Origin of the sequence: Aquihabitans sp. G128 (assembly GCF_019048865.1) — a bacterium.
Lineage (GTDB): Bacteria > Actinomycetota > Acidimicrobiia > Acidimicrobiales > Iamiaceae > Aquihabitans.
Window position 1 is genome coordinate 2,325,449 of record NZ_CP077604.1, and the last position, 18,067, is coordinate 2,343,515.

General features: G+C 75.1%; 15 protein-coding genes. 8 read left to right on the plus strand and 7 right to left on the minus strand.

Features of this window, described 5'->3' with window-relative positions:
• Positions 1–47: 47 nt before the first annotated feature.
• Both KSP35_RS11125 and KSP35_RS11130 read right to left on the minus strand, forming a co-directional pair.
• Positions 48–1,424 carry a cystathionine beta-synthase gene (locus KSP35_RS11125; protein WP_217002216.1) on the minus strand — a complete coding sequence of 459 codons (1,377 nt, stop codon included), beginning with the start codon at positions 1,422–1,424 and terminating at the stop codon, positions 48–50.
• 303 nt (positions 1,425–1,727) lie between these two features.
• Positions 1,728–2,426, minus strand: a complete 699-nt coding sequence (locus KSP35_RS11130; RefSeq protein ID WP_217001797.1) for a NifU family protein — start codon at positions 2,424–2,426, stop codon at positions 1,728–1,730.
• A 109-nt stretch (positions 2,427–2,535) separates the two neighbouring features.
• On the opposite strand from KSP35_RS11130, the gene KSP35_RS11135 reads away from it, so the two are divergent.
• Genes KSP35_RS11135 through KSP35_RS11145 form a run of 3 tightly spaced genes read left to right on the plus strand, consistent with a single transcriptional unit; the run spans position 2,536 to position 4,926 of the window.
• On the plus strand, positions 2,536–3,201 hold the full coding sequence (locus KSP35_RS11135) for a zinc ribbon domain-containing protein (RefSeq protein WP_217001799.1): 666 nt from the start codon (positions 2,536–2,538) through the stop codon (positions 3,199–3,201).
• Entirely contained in the window at positions 3,201–3,992 is a 792-nt protein-coding gene (locus KSP35_RS11140) for an SDR family oxidoreductase (RefSeq protein ID WP_217001801.1), read from the plus strand. The genes KSP35_RS11135 and KSP35_RS11140 overlap by 1 nt, the downstream gene beginning before the upstream one ends.
• Positions 3,993–4,032: 40 nt before the next feature.
• Entirely contained in the window at positions 4,033–4,926 is an 894-nt protein-coding gene (locus KSP35_RS11145) for an SDR family oxidoreductase (protein ID WP_217001802.1), read from the plus strand.
• An 89-nt stretch (positions 4,927–5,015) separates the two neighbouring features.
• On the opposite strand, the gene KSP35_RS11150 is transcribed toward KSP35_RS11145, so the two are convergent.
• Together KSP35_RS11150 and KSP35_RS11155 are read right to left on the minus strand one after the other, a co-directional pair.
• Positions 5,016–6,272, minus strand: a complete 1,257-nt coding sequence (locus KSP35_RS11150) for an inositol-3-phosphate synthase (RefSeq protein ID WP_217002217.1) — start codon at positions 6,270–6,272, stop codon at positions 5,016–5,018.
• A gap of 152 nt (positions 6,273–6,424) precedes the next feature.
• Entirely contained in the window at positions 6,425–7,504 is a 1,080-nt protein-coding gene (locus tag KSP35_RS11155) for a CHAD domain-containing protein (RefSeq protein WP_217001804.1), read from the minus strand.
• Positions 7,505–7,612: 108 nt separating this feature from the next.
• On the opposite strand from KSP35_RS11155, the gene KSP35_RS11160 reads away from it, so the two are divergent.
• Entirely contained in the window at positions 7,613–8,308 is a 696-nt protein-coding gene (locus KSP35_RS11160; protein WP_217001806.1) for an SIMPL domain-containing protein, read from the plus strand.
• 28 nt (positions 8,309–8,336) lie between these two features.
• On the opposite strand, the gene KSP35_RS11165 is transcribed toward KSP35_RS11160, so the two are convergent.
• From KSP35_RS11165 to murA, 3 genes are read right to left on the minus strand one after another with little or no spacing between them, the layout of a single operon-like run.
• On the minus strand, positions 8,337–9,377 hold the full coding sequence (locus KSP35_RS11165; protein WP_217001808.1) for a DUF2804 domain-containing protein: 1,041 nt from the start codon (positions 9,375–9,377) through the stop codon (positions 8,337–8,339).
• A 2-nt stretch (positions 9,378–9,379) separates the two neighbouring features.
• Positions 9,380–11,221 (minus strand): ABC-F family ATP-binding cassette domain-containing protein, encoded by a 1,842-nt coding sequence (locus KSP35_RS11170; RefSeq protein ID WP_217001810.1) that lies wholly within the window; start codon positions 11,219–11,221, stop codon positions 9,380–9,382.
• 55 nt (positions 11,222–11,276) lie between these two features.
• Positions 11,277–12,608, minus strand: a complete 1,332-nt coding sequence (murA, locus tag KSP35_RS11175) for a UDP-N-acetylglucosamine 1-carboxyvinyltransferase (RefSeq protein WP_217001811.1) — start codon at positions 12,606–12,608, stop codon at positions 11,277–11,279.
• 90 nt (positions 12,609–12,698) lie between these two features.
• On the opposite strand from murA, the gene KSP35_RS11180 reads away from it, so the two are divergent.
• The 4 genes from KSP35_RS11180 (at position 12,699) to KSP35_RS25245 (ending at position 18,046) form a co-directional block, all read left to right on the plus strand.
• Positions 12,699–13,556 (plus strand): DUF3097 family protein, encoded by an 858-nt coding sequence (locus KSP35_RS11180; RefSeq protein ID WP_217001813.1) that lies wholly within the window; start codon positions 12,699–12,701, stop codon positions 13,554–13,556.
• Between the two features lie 43 nt (positions 13,557–13,599).
• The gene (locus tag KSP35_RS11185) at positions 13,600–14,994 is read left to right on the plus strand and encodes an exonuclease SbcCD subunit D (protein WP_217001815.1); all 1,395 of its coding nucleotides are present in this window, start codon (positions 13,600–13,602) and stop codon (positions 14,992–14,994) included.
• A gap of 26 nt (positions 14,995–15,020) precedes the next feature.
• On the plus strand, positions 15,021–15,398 hold the full coding sequence (locus KSP35_RS25845; RefSeq protein ID WP_371748973.1) for an AAA family ATPase: 378 nt from the start codon (positions 15,021–15,023) through the stop codon (positions 15,396–15,398).
• Positions 15,399–15,886: 488 nt separating this feature from the next.
• On the plus strand, positions 15,887–18,046 hold the full coding sequence (locus tag KSP35_RS25245) for an SbcC/MukB-like Walker B domain-containing protein (RefSeq protein WP_217001818.1): 2,160 nt from the start codon (positions 15,887–15,889) through the stop codon (positions 18,044–18,046).
• The last annotated feature ends 21 nt before the right edge of the window (positions 18,047–18,067 follow it).

Below are 18,067 nucleotides of genomic sequence, written 5' to 3' on the forward strand. Positions count from 1 at the left end.
TTCCTCGGGGGGGATCGGTTGGATCGGGGTGGTCGGTCGGGTCGTGATCACGAGCGGGTGCCGCGGGCGCTGGCGAGGGCCCCCAGCAGGTCGGCGCGGCTGACGACGGCGACGGGGTGGCCGCCGTCGAGCACCAGGGCGGCGGGGGCGGTCTCGAGCCGGGCGGCCACCGAAGCCAGCGACTCGCCGATGCCGACGGTGGGCAGCGGTGCACCCATGACCGAGCCGACGGGCTGGTCGAGCACGCCCGGGTCGGCCACCGCGGCGCCGAGCAGGAAGCGCTCGTCGACGGATCCGACCACCTCGGCGAGCACCACCGGCGGCTCGTGCTTCACCACCGGCATCTGGCTGACGCCGTACTCGCGCAGGATCTCGATGGCGACCCGCACGGTCTCGTCCGGGTGGGTGTGCACGAGGGAGGGCAGCCCGGGGTCGCGCTCGCGCACCAGGTCCCCCACCGTCGGGCCGGTGGCCCGGAGGAAGCCGTGGTCGGCCATCCAGCCGTCGTCGTAGAGCTTGGACAGGTAGCCGCGACCGGAGTCGGGGATGTGCACGACCACCACCGCGTCGGCGGGCAGGCCCTCGGCCACCCGCAGCGCGGCGGCGACGGCGGTGCCGCCGGAGCCGCCGATGAGGAGGCCCTCCTCGCGCGTGACGCGACGGGCGGTGGCGAAGCTCTCGGCGTCGCTCACGGCGATGACCTGGTCGACCACCGACGGGTCGTAGGTGGACGGCCAGAAGTCCTCGCCGATGCCCTCGACGAGGTAGGGCCGGCCGCTGCCGCCGGAGTAGACCGACCCGTCGGGGTCGGCCCCGATGACCTGGATGGCCGGGTCCTGCTCCTTGAGGTAGCGGCCGATGCCCGAGATGGTGCCGCCCGTCCCGACGCCGCAGACGAAGTGCGTGATCCGTCCGGCCGTCTGGCGCCAGATCTCGGGGCCGGTGGTGTCGTACTGGGCCTGGGGGTTGTCGGGGTTGTGGTACTGGTCGGGCTTCCAGGCGCCGGGCACGTCTCGGGCCAGCCGGGCCGACACCGAGTAGTAGGAGTCGGGGTGCTCGGGCTCCACCGAGGTGGGGCACACGATCACCTCGGCGCCGTAGGCCCGCAGCTGGGCGATCTTGTCCGGCGCCACCTTGTCCGGGCACACGAAGATGCACGAGTAGCCGCGCCGGGCCGCCACGATGGCCAGCCCCACGCCGGTGTTGCCGCTCGTGGGCTCGACGATGGTGCCGCCGGGCTGGAGCCGGCCGTCGGCCTCGGCGGCGGTGATCATGGCCAGCGCCGGTCGGTCCTTCGACGAGAAGCCGGGGTTGTAGAGCTCGAGCTTGGCCACGACGTGGCAGTCGACGTTGCGGGCGCTGCGGTCGAGGCGGACCATCGGCGTGTTGCCGATCAGCGCCAGCAGGTCGTCGGCGACGTCCATGGCCGGTCCGGCGTCGGTGAGCGGGTGCACCACCACGCCGTCGATGGCCCCGGCGCCGTCGGCGTAGAGGGCGACGGGCAACCCGTGCTCGTGCAGCTCCTGAGCCACGGGCGTGGCCTCGGCGGCCGAGCCGGCCACCCCGACGCGGCGCGGGATGTGGCCCCGGAGGTCGGCGAAGACGCCGGTCAGCGCACCGCCCGGGACCAGGTGCTCGGTCCGGCGGGCCCGCAGGGCCAGGCCCACGGGCACCTCGACGTCGCCGACCACGAGCAGGAGGTCCATGGCGGGGACGCTATCGGGGAGCTACTCCGTGTAGAAGGGGTTCTCGCCGGCGTCGTGGTCGGTGGCGTCGACGACCTCAGTGATCTCGGGGATGTGCTCGAGGATGCTCTTCTGGATGCCCTCGCGGAGGGTGAGGGCGCTGACGGCGCAGCCCTGGCAGCCGCCGCCCATGGTGACGACGGCCTTGGTGTCGACGACCTGCTCGAGCTTGGCGAAGCCGCCGTGCGAGGCCAGCGAGGGGTTGATCGACTGGTCGAGCAGCTGGTTGATGCGCTCGGTGACGGTGCCGGACAGCTCGACGTCGTAGCCCGTCAGCGGATCGGGGCGGTTGGGGTTGCGGATCACGAGGCCGCCCTGCCCGGCTGCCGACGGCAGGTCCAGCGTGGCGCCCCAGAGCGGGTCGACGCTGTCGACCGGGATCATGACGACCAGCTCGCCCTGCTGGTAGATCAGGTCGTCCGGCTCGGCCGAGGCCCGCTCCTCGAACGACAGGTCGTAGGCGTACTCGACGCCCTTGACGCCCGTGACCTCCACCCGGAGGGCGAGCGACTCGGGATCGTCCTCGGCGGCGAGGATGCCGAGCACCTGCTCGAGGGCGGTCTCGGAGACCCGCAGCGGCACGGCCTTGCCGGCCGGGGCCGGGCTGGTGGCGCCGTCCGGAGCCGCGGCCTCGGAGGCGTCGCTGGGCAGGGTCTCGGTGGTGGTGGCTGCGTCGTCCATGGCGGGGACCAGGCTACCGGGGCACCGCCGCGAACCCCTCGGCCCGCGGTCCGCTCCCCGGCACGGCGGCCGTAGAGTCACGTCCGACCGCTCCCCGACGGAGGCTCCCGTGCTGATCATCTTCGGCTTCCGCATCCGGCTCCGCACCACGGGCCAGATCACCTTCTTCTGCCCGAAGGAGGGCGGCGACCGGCTGGGCGACCAGCGGGTGGCCCGCCGCTGGTTCACCATCTTCTTCATCCCGATCATCCCGCTGAACCAGGTGGGCGAGCTGGTGGAGTGCACGAGCTGCAAGACCCGCTACGAGCCACACGTCGCCGACCAGCCCACCACCGCCTCGCTGTCGGAGATCCTGGGCAACGCGGTGCGGGTGCTCACCGCGATGGTCGTGCGCACCGGCGACCCGCAGGACGCCGCCATGCGAGAGGCGGCGGTGGCGCTCACCCGCACCGTGGCCGCCGACTACGACGACGCCACCCTCACCGGCGACGTCATGGCCGTCGACCCGGCCTACGCCGAGCAGTACGTGGCACCGCTGGCCGACGGCATCCAGGTCGGCGGCAAGGAGCGCCTGCTCTCGGACCTCGTCCGCGTGGCGCTGGCCGCCGGCACCATCACGCCGGACCAGCGTCGGGTGATCGACCTGGCCGGCCGGGGCATGGACCTCACGCCCGCCCACGTGACGGGCATCGTGAGCAGCGTGGCGTCGGCCCGCAGCCCGGAGCCCCAGCCGCCACAGCCGCCCGTGCCCCCCGCCGACGGGGGCGAGGCCTGATGCGGGTCCTGGTCACCGGGGCCGGCTCCGGCATCGGCGCCGCCACCGCCCGCGTGCTCACCGCTCGGGGCCACGACGTGGTGGCCACCGCTCGCCGCGTGGAGGCGCTCGACCACCTCGACGTGGCCCAGGTCCTGGCCCTCGACGTCACCGACGACCGCTCCGTCGCCGAGTGCGTGGCCGCAGCCGGCCCGATCGACGTGCTGGTGAACAACGCCGGCATCAGCGAGACCGGTCCGCTCGAGACGTACCCCCACGACGTGCTGCAGAAGATGTTCGAGACGAACGTGTTCGGGCCCATGCGCATGGTGCGGGCGCTCGTGCCCGCCATGCGAGAGCGGGGCCACGGGATCGTGGTCAACGTCACCTCGGTCGAGGGCCGGGTGGCGGCGCCGCTGGCCGGTGCCTACTGCGGCACCAAGCACGCGCTGGAGGCGCTCTCGGAGTCGCTCGCGCTGGAGATCGGCCACTTCGGCCTGCGCGTGGTGATCGTCGAGCCCGGCTACATCGCCCCCGGCATGCGCAACGGCGTCCGCCACGGCGAGGACGGCACGGTCTACGAGGAGCTGCGCCGCCAGTGGAGCGGCGCCGACGACACCCTGGTCGGCCCCGAGGGCCGGCCGGCGCCCGAGCTGGTGGGCGAGGCCATCGCCAACGCCATCGACGATCCCGCCACCCCGCTGCGGGTCCCCGTGGGCGCCGACGCCGAGCTGGTGCTGGCCACCCGGTCGGCCCAGGACGACGCCACCTTCCACGCCACCATGCGCGAGGTCATCGGCCTCACCTGGTGACGGCCGGCGGGCCCCGGCCCGCTCCCCTACCTTGGCCGCCATGACCAGCCAGCCCACCCCGTACGCCGGCCGCACGGCCCTGGTCACCGGGTCCTCCCGCGGCCTGGGCGCCGCCACCGCCAAGCTCCTGGCCCGCCAGGGGGCCGACGTGGTGGTGACCTACCGCAAGCGGGAGGACGCCGCGCTCGAGGTGGCCGCAGCCATCGAGGCCGAGGGCCGCCGGGCGTGGGTGCAGCGCTGCGACGTGGGCGAGCTCGACGACATCGAGGCCCTCATGGACCTGGTGGCCGACCCCGATCGCGGCCCCGGCCGGCTCGACGTCCTGGTGGCCAACGCCGCCGCCACCAGCTTCCGGCCGCTGCTCGAGGCCGAGCCCCGCCACCTCGACAAGACCTTCGCCATCTCCGTCACCGGCTTCCTGCGCCTCGTGCAGCGAGCCGTCCCCCTCCTCGAAGCCAGCGGCCACGGCCGGGTGGTGGCGGTGAGCGGCGTCGACACCGTCACCTGGATCCCGGCCCACGGCATCCTCGCCGCCGCCAAGGCGGCCATGGAGTCGATGGTGGCGTACCTCGGCGTCGAGCTCGCCGAGCGGGGCGTGACCGTGGTGGGCGTCAACCCCGGCTGGATCGACGGCGACAGCCTCAAGCTCATGCTCGGGCCGTTCTACGACCACCTGTCGGAGCTGGAGGCCCGGACCCACCCGATGCGCCAGACCATGAGCCCCGACGACGTGGCCGAGTCGGTCGCCCTGCTCTGCGGCGACGCCGCCAAGCTCATGAACGGCGGCATCGTGCGCGCCGATGGCGGCGGCGTCTTCAGCTTCTGCGGCCGCTACATCAACCTCGGCGTCGAGGCCGCCCTCAACGCCCTGCCGCCCGACCAGTCGATCGACGGGGCTGCGCCGAGCGTGACCGTCACCCGCCCCGGCACCTGAGCGCGACGACGCCCGGCCTCGCGGCCGGGCGTCGTGGGTGTTCGTGATCGACCGCCGCGACCGAGCGAGCGGCCTGCGGCTCGAACCGGTCAGTCGTAGTACTCGGCGCCGACGTGGGTGACGGGGTCGTCGCCCATGAGGTGGCGGAGGGTGTTCTTGAGCTTGGTGAGCTGGATGAAGATGTCGTGCTCGGGGTACACGCCCTCCTGCACCGGCTGGGGGCTCTTCCAGTAGAAGCTCAGCCACTCCTGCACGCCGCTCATGCCGCCCCGCTTGGCGAGGTCGAGGAAGAGGGCGAGGTCGAGCACCAGGGGGGCGGCGAGGATGGAGTCGCGGCAGAGGAAGTCGACCTTGATCTGCATCTTGTAGCCGAGCCACCCGAAGATGTCGATGTTGTCCCAGCCCTCCTTGTTGTCCCCACGGGGCGGGTAGTAGTTGATCCGCACCACGTGGTGGATGTCGCCGTAGAGGTCCGGGTTGCGCTCCGGCTCGAAGATGGTGTCGAGCACGCCGAGCTTGCTGACCTCCTTGGCCTTGAAGGACTCGGGGTCGTCGAGGATCTCGCCGTCGCGGTTGCCGAGGATGTTGGTGGAGTACCAGCCCTCCACCCCGAGCATCCGGGCCTTGAAGCCGGGGGCGAGGATGGTCTTCATGAGGGTCTGGCCCGTCTTGAAGTCCTTGCCGGTGACCGGGACCTGGTTGCGGCGGGCCAGCTCGAGCAGCGCCGGGGTGTCGAGGTTGAGGTTCGGCGCGCCGTTGGCGTAGGGGATGCCGCGCTTGAGGCAGGCGTAGGCGTAGATCTGGCTGGGCGCGATCTCCGGGGCGGAGTCCTTGAGGCCCTGCTCGAAGGCCTCGATGCTCTGGTGGACGGCCGAGGCCTCGCGGTACACCTCGGTGGAGCCGCACCACACGGCCACGAGGCGGTCGCAGCCGTTCTCCTCGGCGAACCGGTTGATGTCGTCGTCGAGCGCCTGGGCCTGGTCCCACTTGCTCATCTCGGGCTTCACGTGGTCGCCGTGGAGGTTCTTCACGTACGACTGCTCGAACACGGCCTTCATGGGCTTGATGGCCCGGAGCTCCTCGCCCAGCTGCTCGAGGAGGTGGCCCTCCAGGACGCCGGCCCGGGCGGCGGCGACGTAGGCGTCGTCCTCGAACACGTCCCAGCCGCCGAACACGAGGTCGTCGAGGGTGGCGAGGGGGGCGTAGTCCTTGATGAGCGGCACGTTGTCGTCGGTGCGGGGGCCGATGCGGATGGTGCCCATCTGGGTGAGCGAGCCGATCGGCTTGGCCAGGCCCTTGCGGATGGCGAGGACGCCGGCGATGAACGTGGTGCCGACGGCGCCCATGCCGGGCAGCAGGATGCCCAGCTTGCCTTGGGCAGGGGCGATGTCGACGTTGGACTCGAGTGGCACGAAGGTCTCCGTTGGACCGGGGGATGGGGGATGCGATCGCCCGCTGCGGCCGACGTTGGCGTCGGGCGCGGGACCGCCGGGGCAGGTTAGGCGTTGGTCCCGTCGGGTGACGGGTCCGCGGCGGCCGGGTGACCGCTCGCTCCGACGCTCGCCGGCACCCCATCCGTTCCCGTCGCCGCCTCGTCCCGGGCGGCGTCCCACCAGGCCCGGTGGCGGTCGACCCAGGCGGCAGGCTCGTCGGCGTAGAGGCGGGCGCCCAGCCGGCGGGCGTCGGCTTGGAGCCGCTCCCGCTCGGCCCGCCCGGCCGCCACCACCAGGACCCACGTCTCGTGGTCGACCACGACCGGGTCCTCGACCGGGTCCGCCCCGTCGTCCGGCTCGGAGGCGTCGTCGTGCCCGGCGCCACCGACGGCACCTTCGGGCGCGCCCCCGCCCTCGACGTCGAGGTGGGCCAGCAGCAGGCCCAGGTCGTGGTCCTCGCCGAGGGCCGAGGCCAGCTCGTCGGCGGCGGCCACCACCGGGCGCTGGCCGTCGGTCCACAGCCGGCGCAGGAGCCGCTGGTGGTACCAGAGGTCCTTCACCCGCTTGCGCCACTCGTGGAGCTCGTCGGCCGTGGGCTCGTCGGGCAGGTCGTCGAGGAGGCGACGGCCCCGCTGGTACTGGCGGCCGAAGCCGGGGGCCAGCGCGTCCCAGCCCTCGGCCTTGGCCGGGACCAGGTCGATCCACGACACCAGCTGCTCCAGGGTGCGGGCGGCGCCCAGCACGGTGGCGCGGTCGAGCGAGCCGGACCGGCGCACCCGCTCGGCCCGCTCGGCGAAGCGGTCCCGCACCGCCTCCAGGGCGCGGCGGGTGGGGTCGTCGCCCGCCGCCTCGAGGAGGCGATCGACGGCCTCGACCAGTGCGTCGGCGTCGCGCTGGGTGGCGAGGTCGGCTCCCACCTGACGAAGCTCGGCGTTGGCGTGGCGGGCCACGGCCGGGCCGAGGTCGGCCCGGGCCAGCCGCAGCAGGGACCGGGCCTTCTTCACCCGCTTGCGGGCCTCGTGGACCGCTTCGGCGTCGGGACCGCCGGGCACGCGGAGGTCCTGCGACGCCCGGCCCAGCTGCTCGGCGAGGGCGCGCCGCACCTCGTCGCCGGCACGCGCCCCAGGGTCGATGCGGTAGCCCATCGGGCCATCTTGACCGCCGCGCCCGCGCCCAGGGGGACGGTTCGCCCAAGGTTCCGCCGACCGACCACCGGGGGTCCACCTCGCGGCCACCCGCGCGACACTGGCGCCATGGCAGCCACCAGCACGGGCGATGCGGGCCGGATCCGGGTGGAGGGGCGGGCCAGCCGCTGGGCGCCGGCCGACTTCGCGGAGATCACCTTCGCCGTGGCCCGTCGAGCCAAGACCTCGGGCGAGGCCGTCGCCCGGGCCGGCGAGGCCTACGCCGCCCTCGACGCGGCGCTGGCCGGCCACGCCGAGGCCATCGTCCGCCGCACCACCACCTCGCTCGCCGTGCGGGAGGTCGTCCGCTACGACCCCAAGTCGGGCAAGGCCATCCGCGAGGGCTTCGAGGCGTCCCGGGGCCAGACCGCCCGGTTCTCCCCGGTGGCCGGCGGCGGCGCGGCGCTGCGCTCGGTGGTGGTGGCCGTGCCGGACCTCGTCGTGCAGGGGCCGGCGTTCGGCCTCGACCCCACGAACGCGGTCCACGCCGAGGTGCGGGCCGAGGCGGCCGCCGCCGCCCGGGCCTCGGCCGAGGCGTACGCCCGCGGGCTCGGCCTCGCCCTCGGCGCGGTGCACCGCCTGCGCGAGCCACGGGCCGGAGCCGGCGGCGCCTACGACGCAGCCGGAGGCGGAGGCGGAGCGACGTTCCGGGCGATGGCCAAGGCGGCGCCGGAGGACGGCGGCGAGGCGGTCCTGGTGGACCTCACCGACGAGGACGTCGAGGTCGTGGCGGTGGTGGAGCTGGTCATCGCCATCGCCGGCTGAGCGACGCCGCACCACCGGGGACCGGCGGTCACCAGCGCGAGCGGGACTCCTCGGCGAAGCCGGGGATGGCCCGCACCTCGACCCGGCGGCCGTCGTCGGTGGTGACGTGGCCGGACCACGTGCCGAAGACCTGGTGGACCTCGGTGGCCAGGACCAGGGCGTTGACCCGGGTGTGGCGGTCGTGCACCGGGCGGAGCACCAGGTCGAGGCTGCCGTCGGGGTGCGCCACCCGCCAGGGGCCGAGGGGCTCGTCCCACCGGTACGTCCAGGCCAGCTCGTCGCCGACCTTGGTGAGGCGGCCGTCGACGATCACGCCGTTCTCGGTGGCGCCGGTGCCCTCGGTCCACTTGGCGCCCACCTGGATGCCCACCACGGTCTCGCCGTCGGTGGCCCGCCCGGCGCCGCCGCCCCAGTTCCAGCGCGTGGCGTAGGGCCAGCGGCCGCGGCCCACGTCGAGCACGCCCCACGCCTCGTCCTCCGGGGTGGCTCCGCCGATGGCGTGGACCTCGTCGCCGAGGGCGAGGGTCCCGTGGGCCGGGCGGGCCTGGTGCTTGGAGGTGTACTGGAAGCGCCGATCGGACCACGGGATCACGACGTTGAGCGACTCGTGGCCCGCGGGCTGGTCGATGCGCAGGTCGAGCGACGCAGCCAGCCCGCCGGGCTCGGTCCACGCGGCGGTGATCGTGGTCCCGGCGGGGTCGTCGACCAGGTCGAGCGTGAGGTGGTCGTCGACGAAGCGCAGCGGGGCGGACCCAGGCCGATCGGGCAGGGCCACGCCTCGCGCCAGCGGCAGCGAGCGCTCGACGCCGCCGGTGAGCCCGGTGCGGAGGTCGCACCACCAGACGGTGGCCATGCCGAGGTAGTCGACGTCGGCGTAGGTGACGGCGAGGGCGACATCCGCGCTCAGCACGGCCCAGTAGTCCCAGCGCTTGGTGCGGCCCCAGCCGCCCCGGAGGTTGGCGGTGTGCAGCGGGGTGCGCGACCACCCGGTGGCGGCCGGGTCGAGGCGGCGCCCGTCCGGCGTGCACAGCAGCACCGGTTCGGTCAGCTCGCGCTCGTGGGTGGCCACGCTCAGGCCTCGCCTTCCTCGGCGAGGGCGAGCCACTCGTCCTCGTTGGCGGTGATCTGGCCCTCGACGGCGGCCAGGTCCCGCCCCAGCTCGGCCAGGCGCTGGTGGTCGGTGCCCGCGGTGGCGGCCACCTGCTCCACGAGGCGGTCGCGCTGGCGCTCCAGCTTCTTCATCTGCTTCTCGACCTCCTTGGAGAGGTGGCGCAAGGTGCTGGCGCTGCGGGCCTTGGGCCGGGCCGCGACCGCGGTGGCCGCATCGGCCGTCCCCGGCGACGCCGAGGCCTTCACCGCCGCCTTCGAGGTGGAGGATCGGCCGCGGGTGGTGGCCGAGGCCGATGCGGTGGACCCGGACCGGCGGCGGGCCGTCTCCCACGCCTGGTAGCCGCCGGCCACCCGCTCGGCGTCGTGGTCGGCGTCGACCACGATCACGTCGGCCACCGTGCGCTCCAGGAAGGCCCGGTCGTGGCTGACCACCACGAGGGCGCCGGGCCAGTCGTCGAGGAAGTCCTCCAGGGCCCGCAGCGAGTCGAGGTCGAGGTCGTTCGTGGGCTCGTCCAGCAGCAGCACGTTGGGGCGGGCCGCCAGGGTGAGCAGGAGCTGGAGCCGCCGCCGCTCGCCGCCCGACAGGGTGCCGATGGGCGCCCACTGGGCGTCGCCGTCGAACCAGAACCGCTCGAGCAGCGCGGCGTCGGACCAGTCGGGCTTGCGGGTGGGGCCGGCGAGCGCGCCGCGCACGCGCACCGACGGGTCGAGGTCGGCGCCCAGCTGGTCCCAGATGGCCATCTGCACGGTGGAGCCCACCACCCGGCGGCCCTCGGCGGGGGCGATGCGCCCGGCCATGACCTGGAGCAGGGTGGTCTTGCCGGCGCCGTTGGGCCCGACCACGCCCAGCCGCTCCCGCGGGTCGAGCAGGAGGTCGACGCCCCGGAACAGCCAGGGGCTGTCGGCCGAGTACTGGTGGCCGACGCCGTGGAGCTCGATCACCTGGTCGCCGAGGCGCGGGGTCTCGACGTGCAGGGGCAGGTCGCCCCGGCGGGCCGGCGCCTCCGCCCGGCCGTTGACGATGGCGGTGGCCGACGCGATGTGCGCCTTGGGCTTGGCGGTGCGGGCCGGTGCGCCGCGGCGCAGCCACGCCAGCTCCTTCTTGGCCAGGTTCTTGCGGACGTTCTCGGCGGTGGCGGCGTGCTCGTCGCGGGTCTGGCGGCCTTCGAGGTACGACGAGTAGCCGCCCTCGTGGAGGTAGGCCTTGCCGCGGTCGAGCTCGAGGATGCGGGTGGTGATCCGGTCGAGCACGTGGCGGTCGTGGGTGACGAGGATGAGACCGCCGCGGTGGCTGGCGAGGCGGTCCTCGAGCCAGGCGATGGCGTCCATGTCGAGGTGGTTGGTGGGCTCGTCGAGGATGAGCAGCACGGAGTCGTCGTCCGGGCCGCCGCCGGGGCCGACCTCCACGAGCGCCCGGGCCAGGGCGACCCGCTTGGTCTGCCCGCCGGAGAGGCGGTCGGTGGCCACGTCGGCCAGCTCGGCGATGCCGAGGCGGTCGAGGATGGCGTCCACCTCCCACTCGCGCTCCGGGTGGCTGCCGGGCGCCACGGCCTCGTGCACCGTCCCCTTCGGGAGGGCGTCGGCCTGGTCGAGCATGACGGCGCGTGCGCCGCGCCCCTGGCGCAGCGAGCCCTCGTCGGGGTCGCCCTTGCCGGCCAGCACCCGCAGGAGCGTCGACTTGCCGGTGCCGTTGATGCCCACCAGGCCGAGGCGGTCGCCGGTGGACAGGGTCACCGAGACGTCGGCGAAGAGCTTGCGCCCCGGTCGGGAGGCGGTGAGTCCGGTGGCGTCGAGCAGGATCATGGCCGACCCACGCTAGGGGGTGGCCTCCGGGGCCCGGCAGTCCCGTCGGCCGGGATCAGCCGCGGCCGAGCGCCGTCAGTCGACCGGCGTGATGGGCAGGCCGAGCTCGGCGAACTGCTGGGCCGGGCGGTGGTAGCCCCGCTTCGAGGTGGTGGATGCCGGTGATGGTGGACGGCCCGTCGGCGATGGCGGCGGCGATCACCGAGGAGAAGCCGGCCCGCACGTCGGGCACGTCGACCACCGCGCCGCGGAGCTTCGACACGCCCTTGACCACCGCGGAGTGCTTGGCGTTGGTGTCGTGGAAGCGGCACGACTCGCCGCCCAGGCAGGTGGAGAACAGCTCGATCTCGGCGCCCATCTGCTTCAGGGCGGGGACGTAGACCAGGCGGTCCTCGTACACCGTCTCGTGCAGCACCGACATGCCGTCGGCCTGGGTGAAGAGCACCACCAGCGGCGTCTGCCAGTCGGTCATGAACCCGGGGTGGGTGTCGGTCTGCACCGCGGCGGGCTTGAGGCCGTCGGGCGCCGAGGCCTGGATGAACTCGTCGGTGATGTCGAACCGGGCGCCCATGCGGTGCAGCGTGGTGATCGCGGTGACGAGCCGGTCCTGGGCGCAGCCGTGCACCCGCACCTCGCCACCGGTGACCAGGCCGGCCACCAGGTAGCTGAACGCCTCGTTCCGGTCGCCTTCGAGGGTGGTCTCGGCGCCCTTGAGCGACGACACGCCGTCGATGGTGAACTTCCGGCCCGGGCTCTGCTCGATGCGGGCGCCCATGCGCTGGAGGAACAGGGCCAGCTCGATGACCTCGGGCTCGGTGGCGGCGTTGCGCAGCACCGTGCGGCCCTCGGCCAGGCACGCCGTCAGCAGCACGGTCTCGGTGGCGCCGACGGAGGGGTACGGCAGCTCGATCTTGGCGCCGCGCAGGCGGGTGGCCTTGGCGGCGATGCCGTCCTCGCGCACCTCGATCTCGGCGCCGAGGGCCCGGAGGGCGTCGATGTGGAAGTCGATGGGGCGGCGGCCGATCTGGTCGCCGCCGACGAGGGGCACGAACGCCTCGCCGGTGCGGTGCAGCAGGGGGCCGAGCAGCAGGATCGGGATGCGGTTGAGGCCGCTGAAGGACAGCGGGACCTCGGTGGTGACGCCGTCGTGGGGCGTGACCGTGATGACGCCGGTCGCCTCGTCGTGGTCGACGCCCACGCCGAGCGAGCGGAGGATGTCGGTGGTGATGGCGACGTCGCCGACCTCGGGGACCTGCCGGATGGTGCTGGGGCTCTGGCCGAGCACCGCCGCCACCATGTGCTTGGTGACGGCGTTCTTCGAGCCCCGGATGAAGACGTCTCCCCGCAGGGGACCAGAGGGGGCGACCGTCCAGGCGCTCGTAGGCATCGTCCCAGGGTACGACCCCGCCCGGCGCCCGGGAGCAGCGAGCGCCATCGGTCACCCGCCGTGGCGCCGGCCGCTCGTAGCCTCGCCGCCATGGCTGTCCCTCCCCAGCGGCGCGTGGCGCGCGGCATCGGCGACCCGATCGACCTCGACGGGCCCAAGAACCCCCGGCAGCGCTACCCGCTGGTCCCCGCCCGGGCCGGCCTGCTGGTGAAGCAGCGCGGCACGCCCATCTCCGGCACCGTGGTGGGCTTCGTGAACGGCACCCTCCAGGTCCGCGACCCGCACGGCTACGAGCACCGCATGCGGCTGCTCCCCGGCGGCTTCGAGGTCGAGGGCCAGGTGGTCACCCTGGTGGAGCCCCGCCGGCCCGCTCCGGGCAGCGCCGCGGCCGCCCCCGGCCGCACCGCCTCGGGCTCGCTCGCCGTCCCCGGCGCCAGGGCCCAGATCGCCAAGGCCAGCCGCATCCTGGTGGAGGGCATCCACGACGCCGAGCTGGTCGAGAAGGTCTGGGGCGACGACCTGCGGGTGGAGGGCGTGGTGGTGGAGCGCCTCGACGGCGCCGACCACCTCGACCAGGTGGTGCGGGCCTTCCAGCCCCGCTCCGGGCGCCGGCTCGGCATCCTGCTCGACCACCTGGTCACCGGCTCGAAGGAGACCCGCCTGGCCGCCACCGTCGACCACCCCGACGTGCTGGTCACCGGCCACCCCTTCATCGACGTGTGGCAGGCCGTGAAGCCCTCGGTCCTGGGCATCGAGGCCTGGCCGGAGGTCCCTCGGGGCGAGGACTGGAAGACCGGCGTGCTGGCCCGGCTGCGGGTCACCGCCGAGCCCGGCCGCTTCTGGAAGCACCTGCTCGGCAAGGTCACCAGCTGGACCGACCTGGAGCCGCCGCTGATCGGGGCCGTCGAGGAGCTGATCGACTTCGTGACCGAGCCGCCGGGGGCCTGACCCTCCCCGCCGCTGTCACCCCCCTTCCGTACCCTGGGGACCGATGCGCATCCTCCACACCTCCGACTGGCACCTGGGACGCACGTTCCTGGGCGCCTCCCTGCTCGACGAGCAGGCCGAGGTGGTCGATCGCATCGTCGCCCTCGCTGCGGAGCACCGGGTGGACCTGGTCGTCATCGCCGGCGACCTGTACGACCGGGCCATCCCCCCGGCACCCGCCGTCGAGCTGTTCGACCGGGCCCTGGCCGACCTCCACGCCACCGGCGCGGCCGTCGCCGCCATCACCGGCAACCACGACTCGTCCATCCGCGTGGGGATCAACGACCGCCTGCTCAACGAGGTCGGCGTCGCGATCCGCGGCCAGGTCACCCGCATCGACGAGCCGCTCCTGCTGACCGACCCGGCCGACGGCGGCCCGCCGGTCGCCGTCTACCTCGTGCCGTACCTCGAGCCGTCGGTCGACGTGCCGGTGCTCACCGCGATGCTGGAGGCGGACCAGGCCGCCGCAGCGGCCATCCCGGTCGCGGCGCGCCCGGCGGTCCCGGCCCGGCGCCGCCGCAAGGCCTCCCCCGCTCCCGGCGACGAGGCAGCCGCGCCCAGCCTCTTCGACCTGGCCGCCGAGCCGGAACCGGCGGCGGTCGTCGCCGAGCCCGAGCCGGTGGTCGAGCCCGAGCCGGTGGCGGTCGCGGCGGCCCCTGCCGCAGCCCCCCGGGCGTCGGGCCGGGCCAGCCACGACCAGGCCACCGCGCTGGCCAACGAGGCCGTCCGCCGCCACCTGGCCACCCTCGGCGAGGTCCGCTCGGTGGTGGTGGCCCACGCCTTCGTGGCCGGCGGCCGCGTCTCGGACTCCGAGCGGGACCTCAGCGTCGGCGGCGTCGAGCGGGTGGCGCTGCAGGCGTTCGCCGGGTTCGACCTGGTGGCCCTCGGCCACCTGCACCAGCCCCAGCGGATCGACGGGGACCGCGTGGCCTACTGCGGCACCCCGCTGCCGTACTCGTTCTCCGAGGAGGGCCAGGTGAAGTCGGTGCGCATCGTCGACCTCGCCGTCGACGGCTCGGTCACCGCCGAGGTGGTGCCCCTCGGCGTCGGCCGCCCGCTGCGGACCCTCACCGGGACCCTCCAGGAGCTGCTCGAGGACCCCGCCCTGGCCGACGCCGAGCCGGCCCGCGTCCGGGCCCGGCTCACCGACGCCCACCTCCCCAACCAGGCCATGGCCCGGCTGCGCCGCCGCTTCCCGCACGCAGTCGAGCTGCGCCACGAGCCGGCTGGCGCCTCTGCTGCGCCCCGCGTCGGCGCCGACCTCACCACGCTCGAGTCGCTGTCCCCGCTCGACCTCGCCCTGCGCTTCTGGTCCGACCAGCAGGGCACCGAGGCCGGCGAGGGCGAGCGGGCCCTGTTGGAGCGGGCCGTGGCCGCCAACCTGGCGGACGACCGATGAGGCCGCACCTCCTCACCATCGAGGCCATGGGCCCCTACGCCGGCGAGGCGCGGGTCGACTTCGACGAGCTGGCCCACGAGGGCCTCTTCCTCATCCACGGGCCCACCGGCTCGGGCAAGACGTCGCTCCTCGACGCCCTCTGCTTCGCCCTGTACGGCGAGGTCCCCGGCCAGCGGGGCGATCGCGGCCTGCGCTCGGACCACGCCGCCCGGGACGCCACGCCCAGCGTGACCCTCGAAGTTCACGGCCCAGGGCGGCCGCTACCTCGTGGCGCGCGAGCCGTTCCACGAGGCGGCCAAGAAGCGCGGCGGCGGCACCACCACCCGCCACCCCACCGCCACCCTGCGCCGGATCGACCCGGGCCACGAGGCCACCCTGGCCACCAAGCCCAGCGAGGTCCGTGACGAGGTCCGTCGGCTGATCGGCCTGACCGCCACCCAGTTCCAGCAGGTCATCCTGCTGCCCCAGGGCCAGTTCGAGGCGGTGCTGCGGGGCAAGCCCGAGACGCGCGAGGGCCTGCTCAAGACCCTCTTCCACACCGTCGGGTTCGAGTCGCTCACCCAGTGGCTGGCCGACGAGGCCCGGGCCAAGCGGGCGGCGGTCACCGAGCAGCAGCGCCACCTCCACGTCCTGGCCGGCGAGGCGGCCCGGCGTGCCGCCGACCTGGTCGAGCCGGGCACCGCCACGGCCGACGACGCGCTCTTCACCGCCGGGGCCGCCGGCACGCCGGACCAGTCGGGCCTGGTGCGCCTGGCCGAGCGGGCCGCCGAGGCCCTGGCCGCCGCCGACCTCGAGCTGTCGGCCACCGCCGACCGCCTCGCCGCGGCCGGCGCCGCCCTCGAAGTCGAGCACCTCTGCGGCCGAGCGCTGGGACCGCCACCACCGCGCCACGGTGGACAAGGCGCGCCTCCTGGCCGAGGAGGCCGACGTCGCCGCGGCCCGGGTGGCGCTGGCCCGCGCCGAGCAGGCCGACCAGATCCGGCCCAGCCTCACCGAGGTCGAACGCCGGGCGAAGGCCCTCCGCGCCGCCGCGACCGCCAGCACCCGGGACCGCGCCCAGGCCGGCCGCGCCGTCGCCGCCCTCGCCCGCCCGGTGGCGGCCCTCTCGGGCCTGCCCGCAGACCTGGCCGACGAGGCCGCGCTCGCCACCCCCGCCCTCGCCGCAGCCCGCCAGGCGCTCGCCACCGAGCTGGCCGCCCTCGATGCCCTGGGCGAGACCGCCGAGCAGGTCGCCGCCGCCCGACGCACCGCCGAGGAGCACCGGGCTCGCGCCCGGCGCGACACCGACCTGGCCGCCAAGGCCGCCCACCGGGTGGCCACGGTCCGCGAAGAGCTGGCCGCCCTCGCCGACCAGGTCGCCACCGCCACCTCGGCCCAGGACCGCCTGCCGGGGCTGGCCGAGGCCGCCCGCCAGGCGGCCGAGCGGGCCTCCGCCGCCGAACGCCTGGTGGCGGTCCGCGAGCAGGTGGCCGCCGCCGACGAGGCGCGTCGACGGGCGAGCGACGAGGCCAACGCGGCGTGGAGCGGCTGGCTGGACCTGCGCGAGCGCTACCTGAACGGCATCGCCGCCGAGCTGGCCAGCGAGCTGGAGCCCGGCGTCGGCTGCCAGGTGTGCGGGGCCACCGAGCACCCCCGCCCGGCGGAGCCGGCCCCCGGCTCCACCACCCGGGCCGAGGTCGACGCCGCCGAGCAGGCCACCGAGGCCGCCAACCAGCGCGCCGCCGGCCACCTGGAGGCCACCGTCGCCCTGCAGCGCACGGAGGCCGAGCTCTCGACGCTGGCCGGGCCCGGCGCCACCGACGCCACCGCGGCCCGAGCCACCGCGGCGGTGGCCGCCGCCAGCCACCGCGCCGGGGTCGAGCAGGCCGCTGCCCTCCCCCGCCTCCTCGCCAAGCGGGACGAGCGCACCGAGGAGCTGGCGCGGGTCGAGCAGCTGGCCGCCCAGGTCGAGGGCCAGATCGAGTCGGCCAAGGCCGCCGCCGAGGCCCAGGAGCACGCCGCGGCCGCCACGGCGGCCCGGCTGGAGGCGGCCCTCGGCTCGGCCGAGCTGCCCGCCGCCATCGCCGCCGCCCGCCGCCTCGACGACGCCCTCGTGGCCCTCGCCCGCCACGCCACCGTCCGGGACGAGGCCGCCCTCGCCAAGGACCAGGCCGCCGAGCGCCTGGCCACCGACCTCGCGGCGTCGCCCTTCGGCGACGCGGCCGAGGCTCGCGCCGCCCTGCTCGACGCCGATCGCCGCCGGTCGCTCGCCACCCGCATCGACGCCCACGACCGCCAGCTCATGGGCGTCCAGGACGCCCTCGGGGACCCGCTGCTCGCCGGGCTCCCGGCCGAACGCCCCGACGTCGAGGCTGCCCGGGCCGCCGCCGCCGCGGCCCAGCAGGCGTCCCAGCGCGCCGTGGCCCGCCGCACCAAGGTCCACGCGGCCCACGAGCGCATCGACGAGCTGGCCCGCCAGCACGGCGAGCTGCTGGCCCTCCTCCTGCCCCAGGAGTCCGACGCCAACCTGCACGAGGCGGTGGCGGCCCGGTGCGCCGGTCGGGCCAACCCGAAGGTGTCGCTGCAGCGCTGGGTGCTGGCCACCTACCTCGAGGCCATCTGCGTGCACGCCAACCAGCGCCTGGCCACCATGACCGCCGGGCGCTACCAGCTCCGCGTCGAGCGCGAGTCGCTGCACGCCGCCGCCAAGGCCGGCCTCGACCTCTGGGTCCACGACGCCCACACCGGCACCACCCGCCCGGTGTCCTCGCTCTCGGGCGGCGAGACCTTCCAGGCCTCGCTCGCCCTCGCCCTCGGCGTGGCCGACAGCGTCGAGGCCCGCACGGGCGGCGTGCGGCTCGACGCCCTGTTCGTCGACGAGGGCTTCGGCTCGCTCGACCCCGAGTCGCTCCAGCTGGCCATGGACGAGCTCGACGGCCTGCGCGAGGGCGGGCGCCTGGTGGGCTGCATCAGCCACGTCGGTGCCCTCCGCGAGCGCATCCGCGTGGGCATCGAGGTCACCCGCACCGACGCCGGGAGCACCGTGCGCGTCGGCGACATCGCCGCCGCCTGAGGAGGTCGCCCAGCTCGCCGG

Coding starts and splice junctions, on each gene's coding strand:
- KSP35_RS11150 (WP_217002217.1), bottom strand. CDS start 6,272: ATGGGCGCCGTCGGCACCACGTTCATCGCCGGCGTCCTCGCCATCCGC.
- KSP35_RS11125 (WP_217002216.1), bottom strand. CDS start 1,424: ATGGACGTCGCCGACGACCTGCTGGCGCTGATCGGCAACACGCCGATG.
- KSP35_RS11155 (WP_217001804.1), bottom strand. CDS start 7,504: ATGGGCTACCGCATCGACCCTGGGGCGCGTGCCGGCGACGAGGTGCGG.
- KSP35_RS11140 (WP_217001801.1), top strand. CDS start 3,201: ATGCGGGTCCTGGTCACCGGGGCCGGCTCCGGCATCGGCGCCGCCACC.
- KSP35_RS11130 (WP_217001797.1), bottom strand. CDS start 2,426: ATGGACGACGCAGCCACCACCACCGAGACCCTGCCCAGCGACGCCTCC.
- KSP35_RS11180 (WP_217001813.1), top strand. CDS start 12,699: ATGGCTGTCCCTCCCCAGCGGCGCGTGGCGCGCGGCATCGGCGACCCG.
- KSP35_RS11170 (WP_217001810.1), bottom strand. CDS start 11,221: ATGATCCTGCTCGACGCCACCGGACTCACCGCCTCCCGACCGGGGCGC.
- murA (WP_217001811.1), bottom strand. CDS start 12,608: ATGCCTACGAGCGCCTGGACGGTCGCCCCCTCTGGTCCCCTGCGGGGA.
- KSP35_RS11185 (WP_217001815.1), top strand. CDS start 13,600: ATGCGCATCCTCCACACCTCCGACTGGCACCTGGGACGCACGTTCCTG.
- KSP35_RS11160 (WP_217001806.1), top strand. CDS start 7,613: ATGGCAGCCACCAGCACGGGCGATGCGGGCCGGATCCGGGTGGAGGGG.
- KSP35_RS25845 (WP_371748973.1), top strand. CDS start 15,021: ATGGGCCCCTACGCCGGCGAGGCGCGGGTCGACTTCGACGAGCTGGCC.
- KSP35_RS11145 (WP_217001802.1), top strand. CDS start 4,033: ATGACCAGCCAGCCCACCCCGTACGCCGGCCGCACGGCCCTGGTCACC.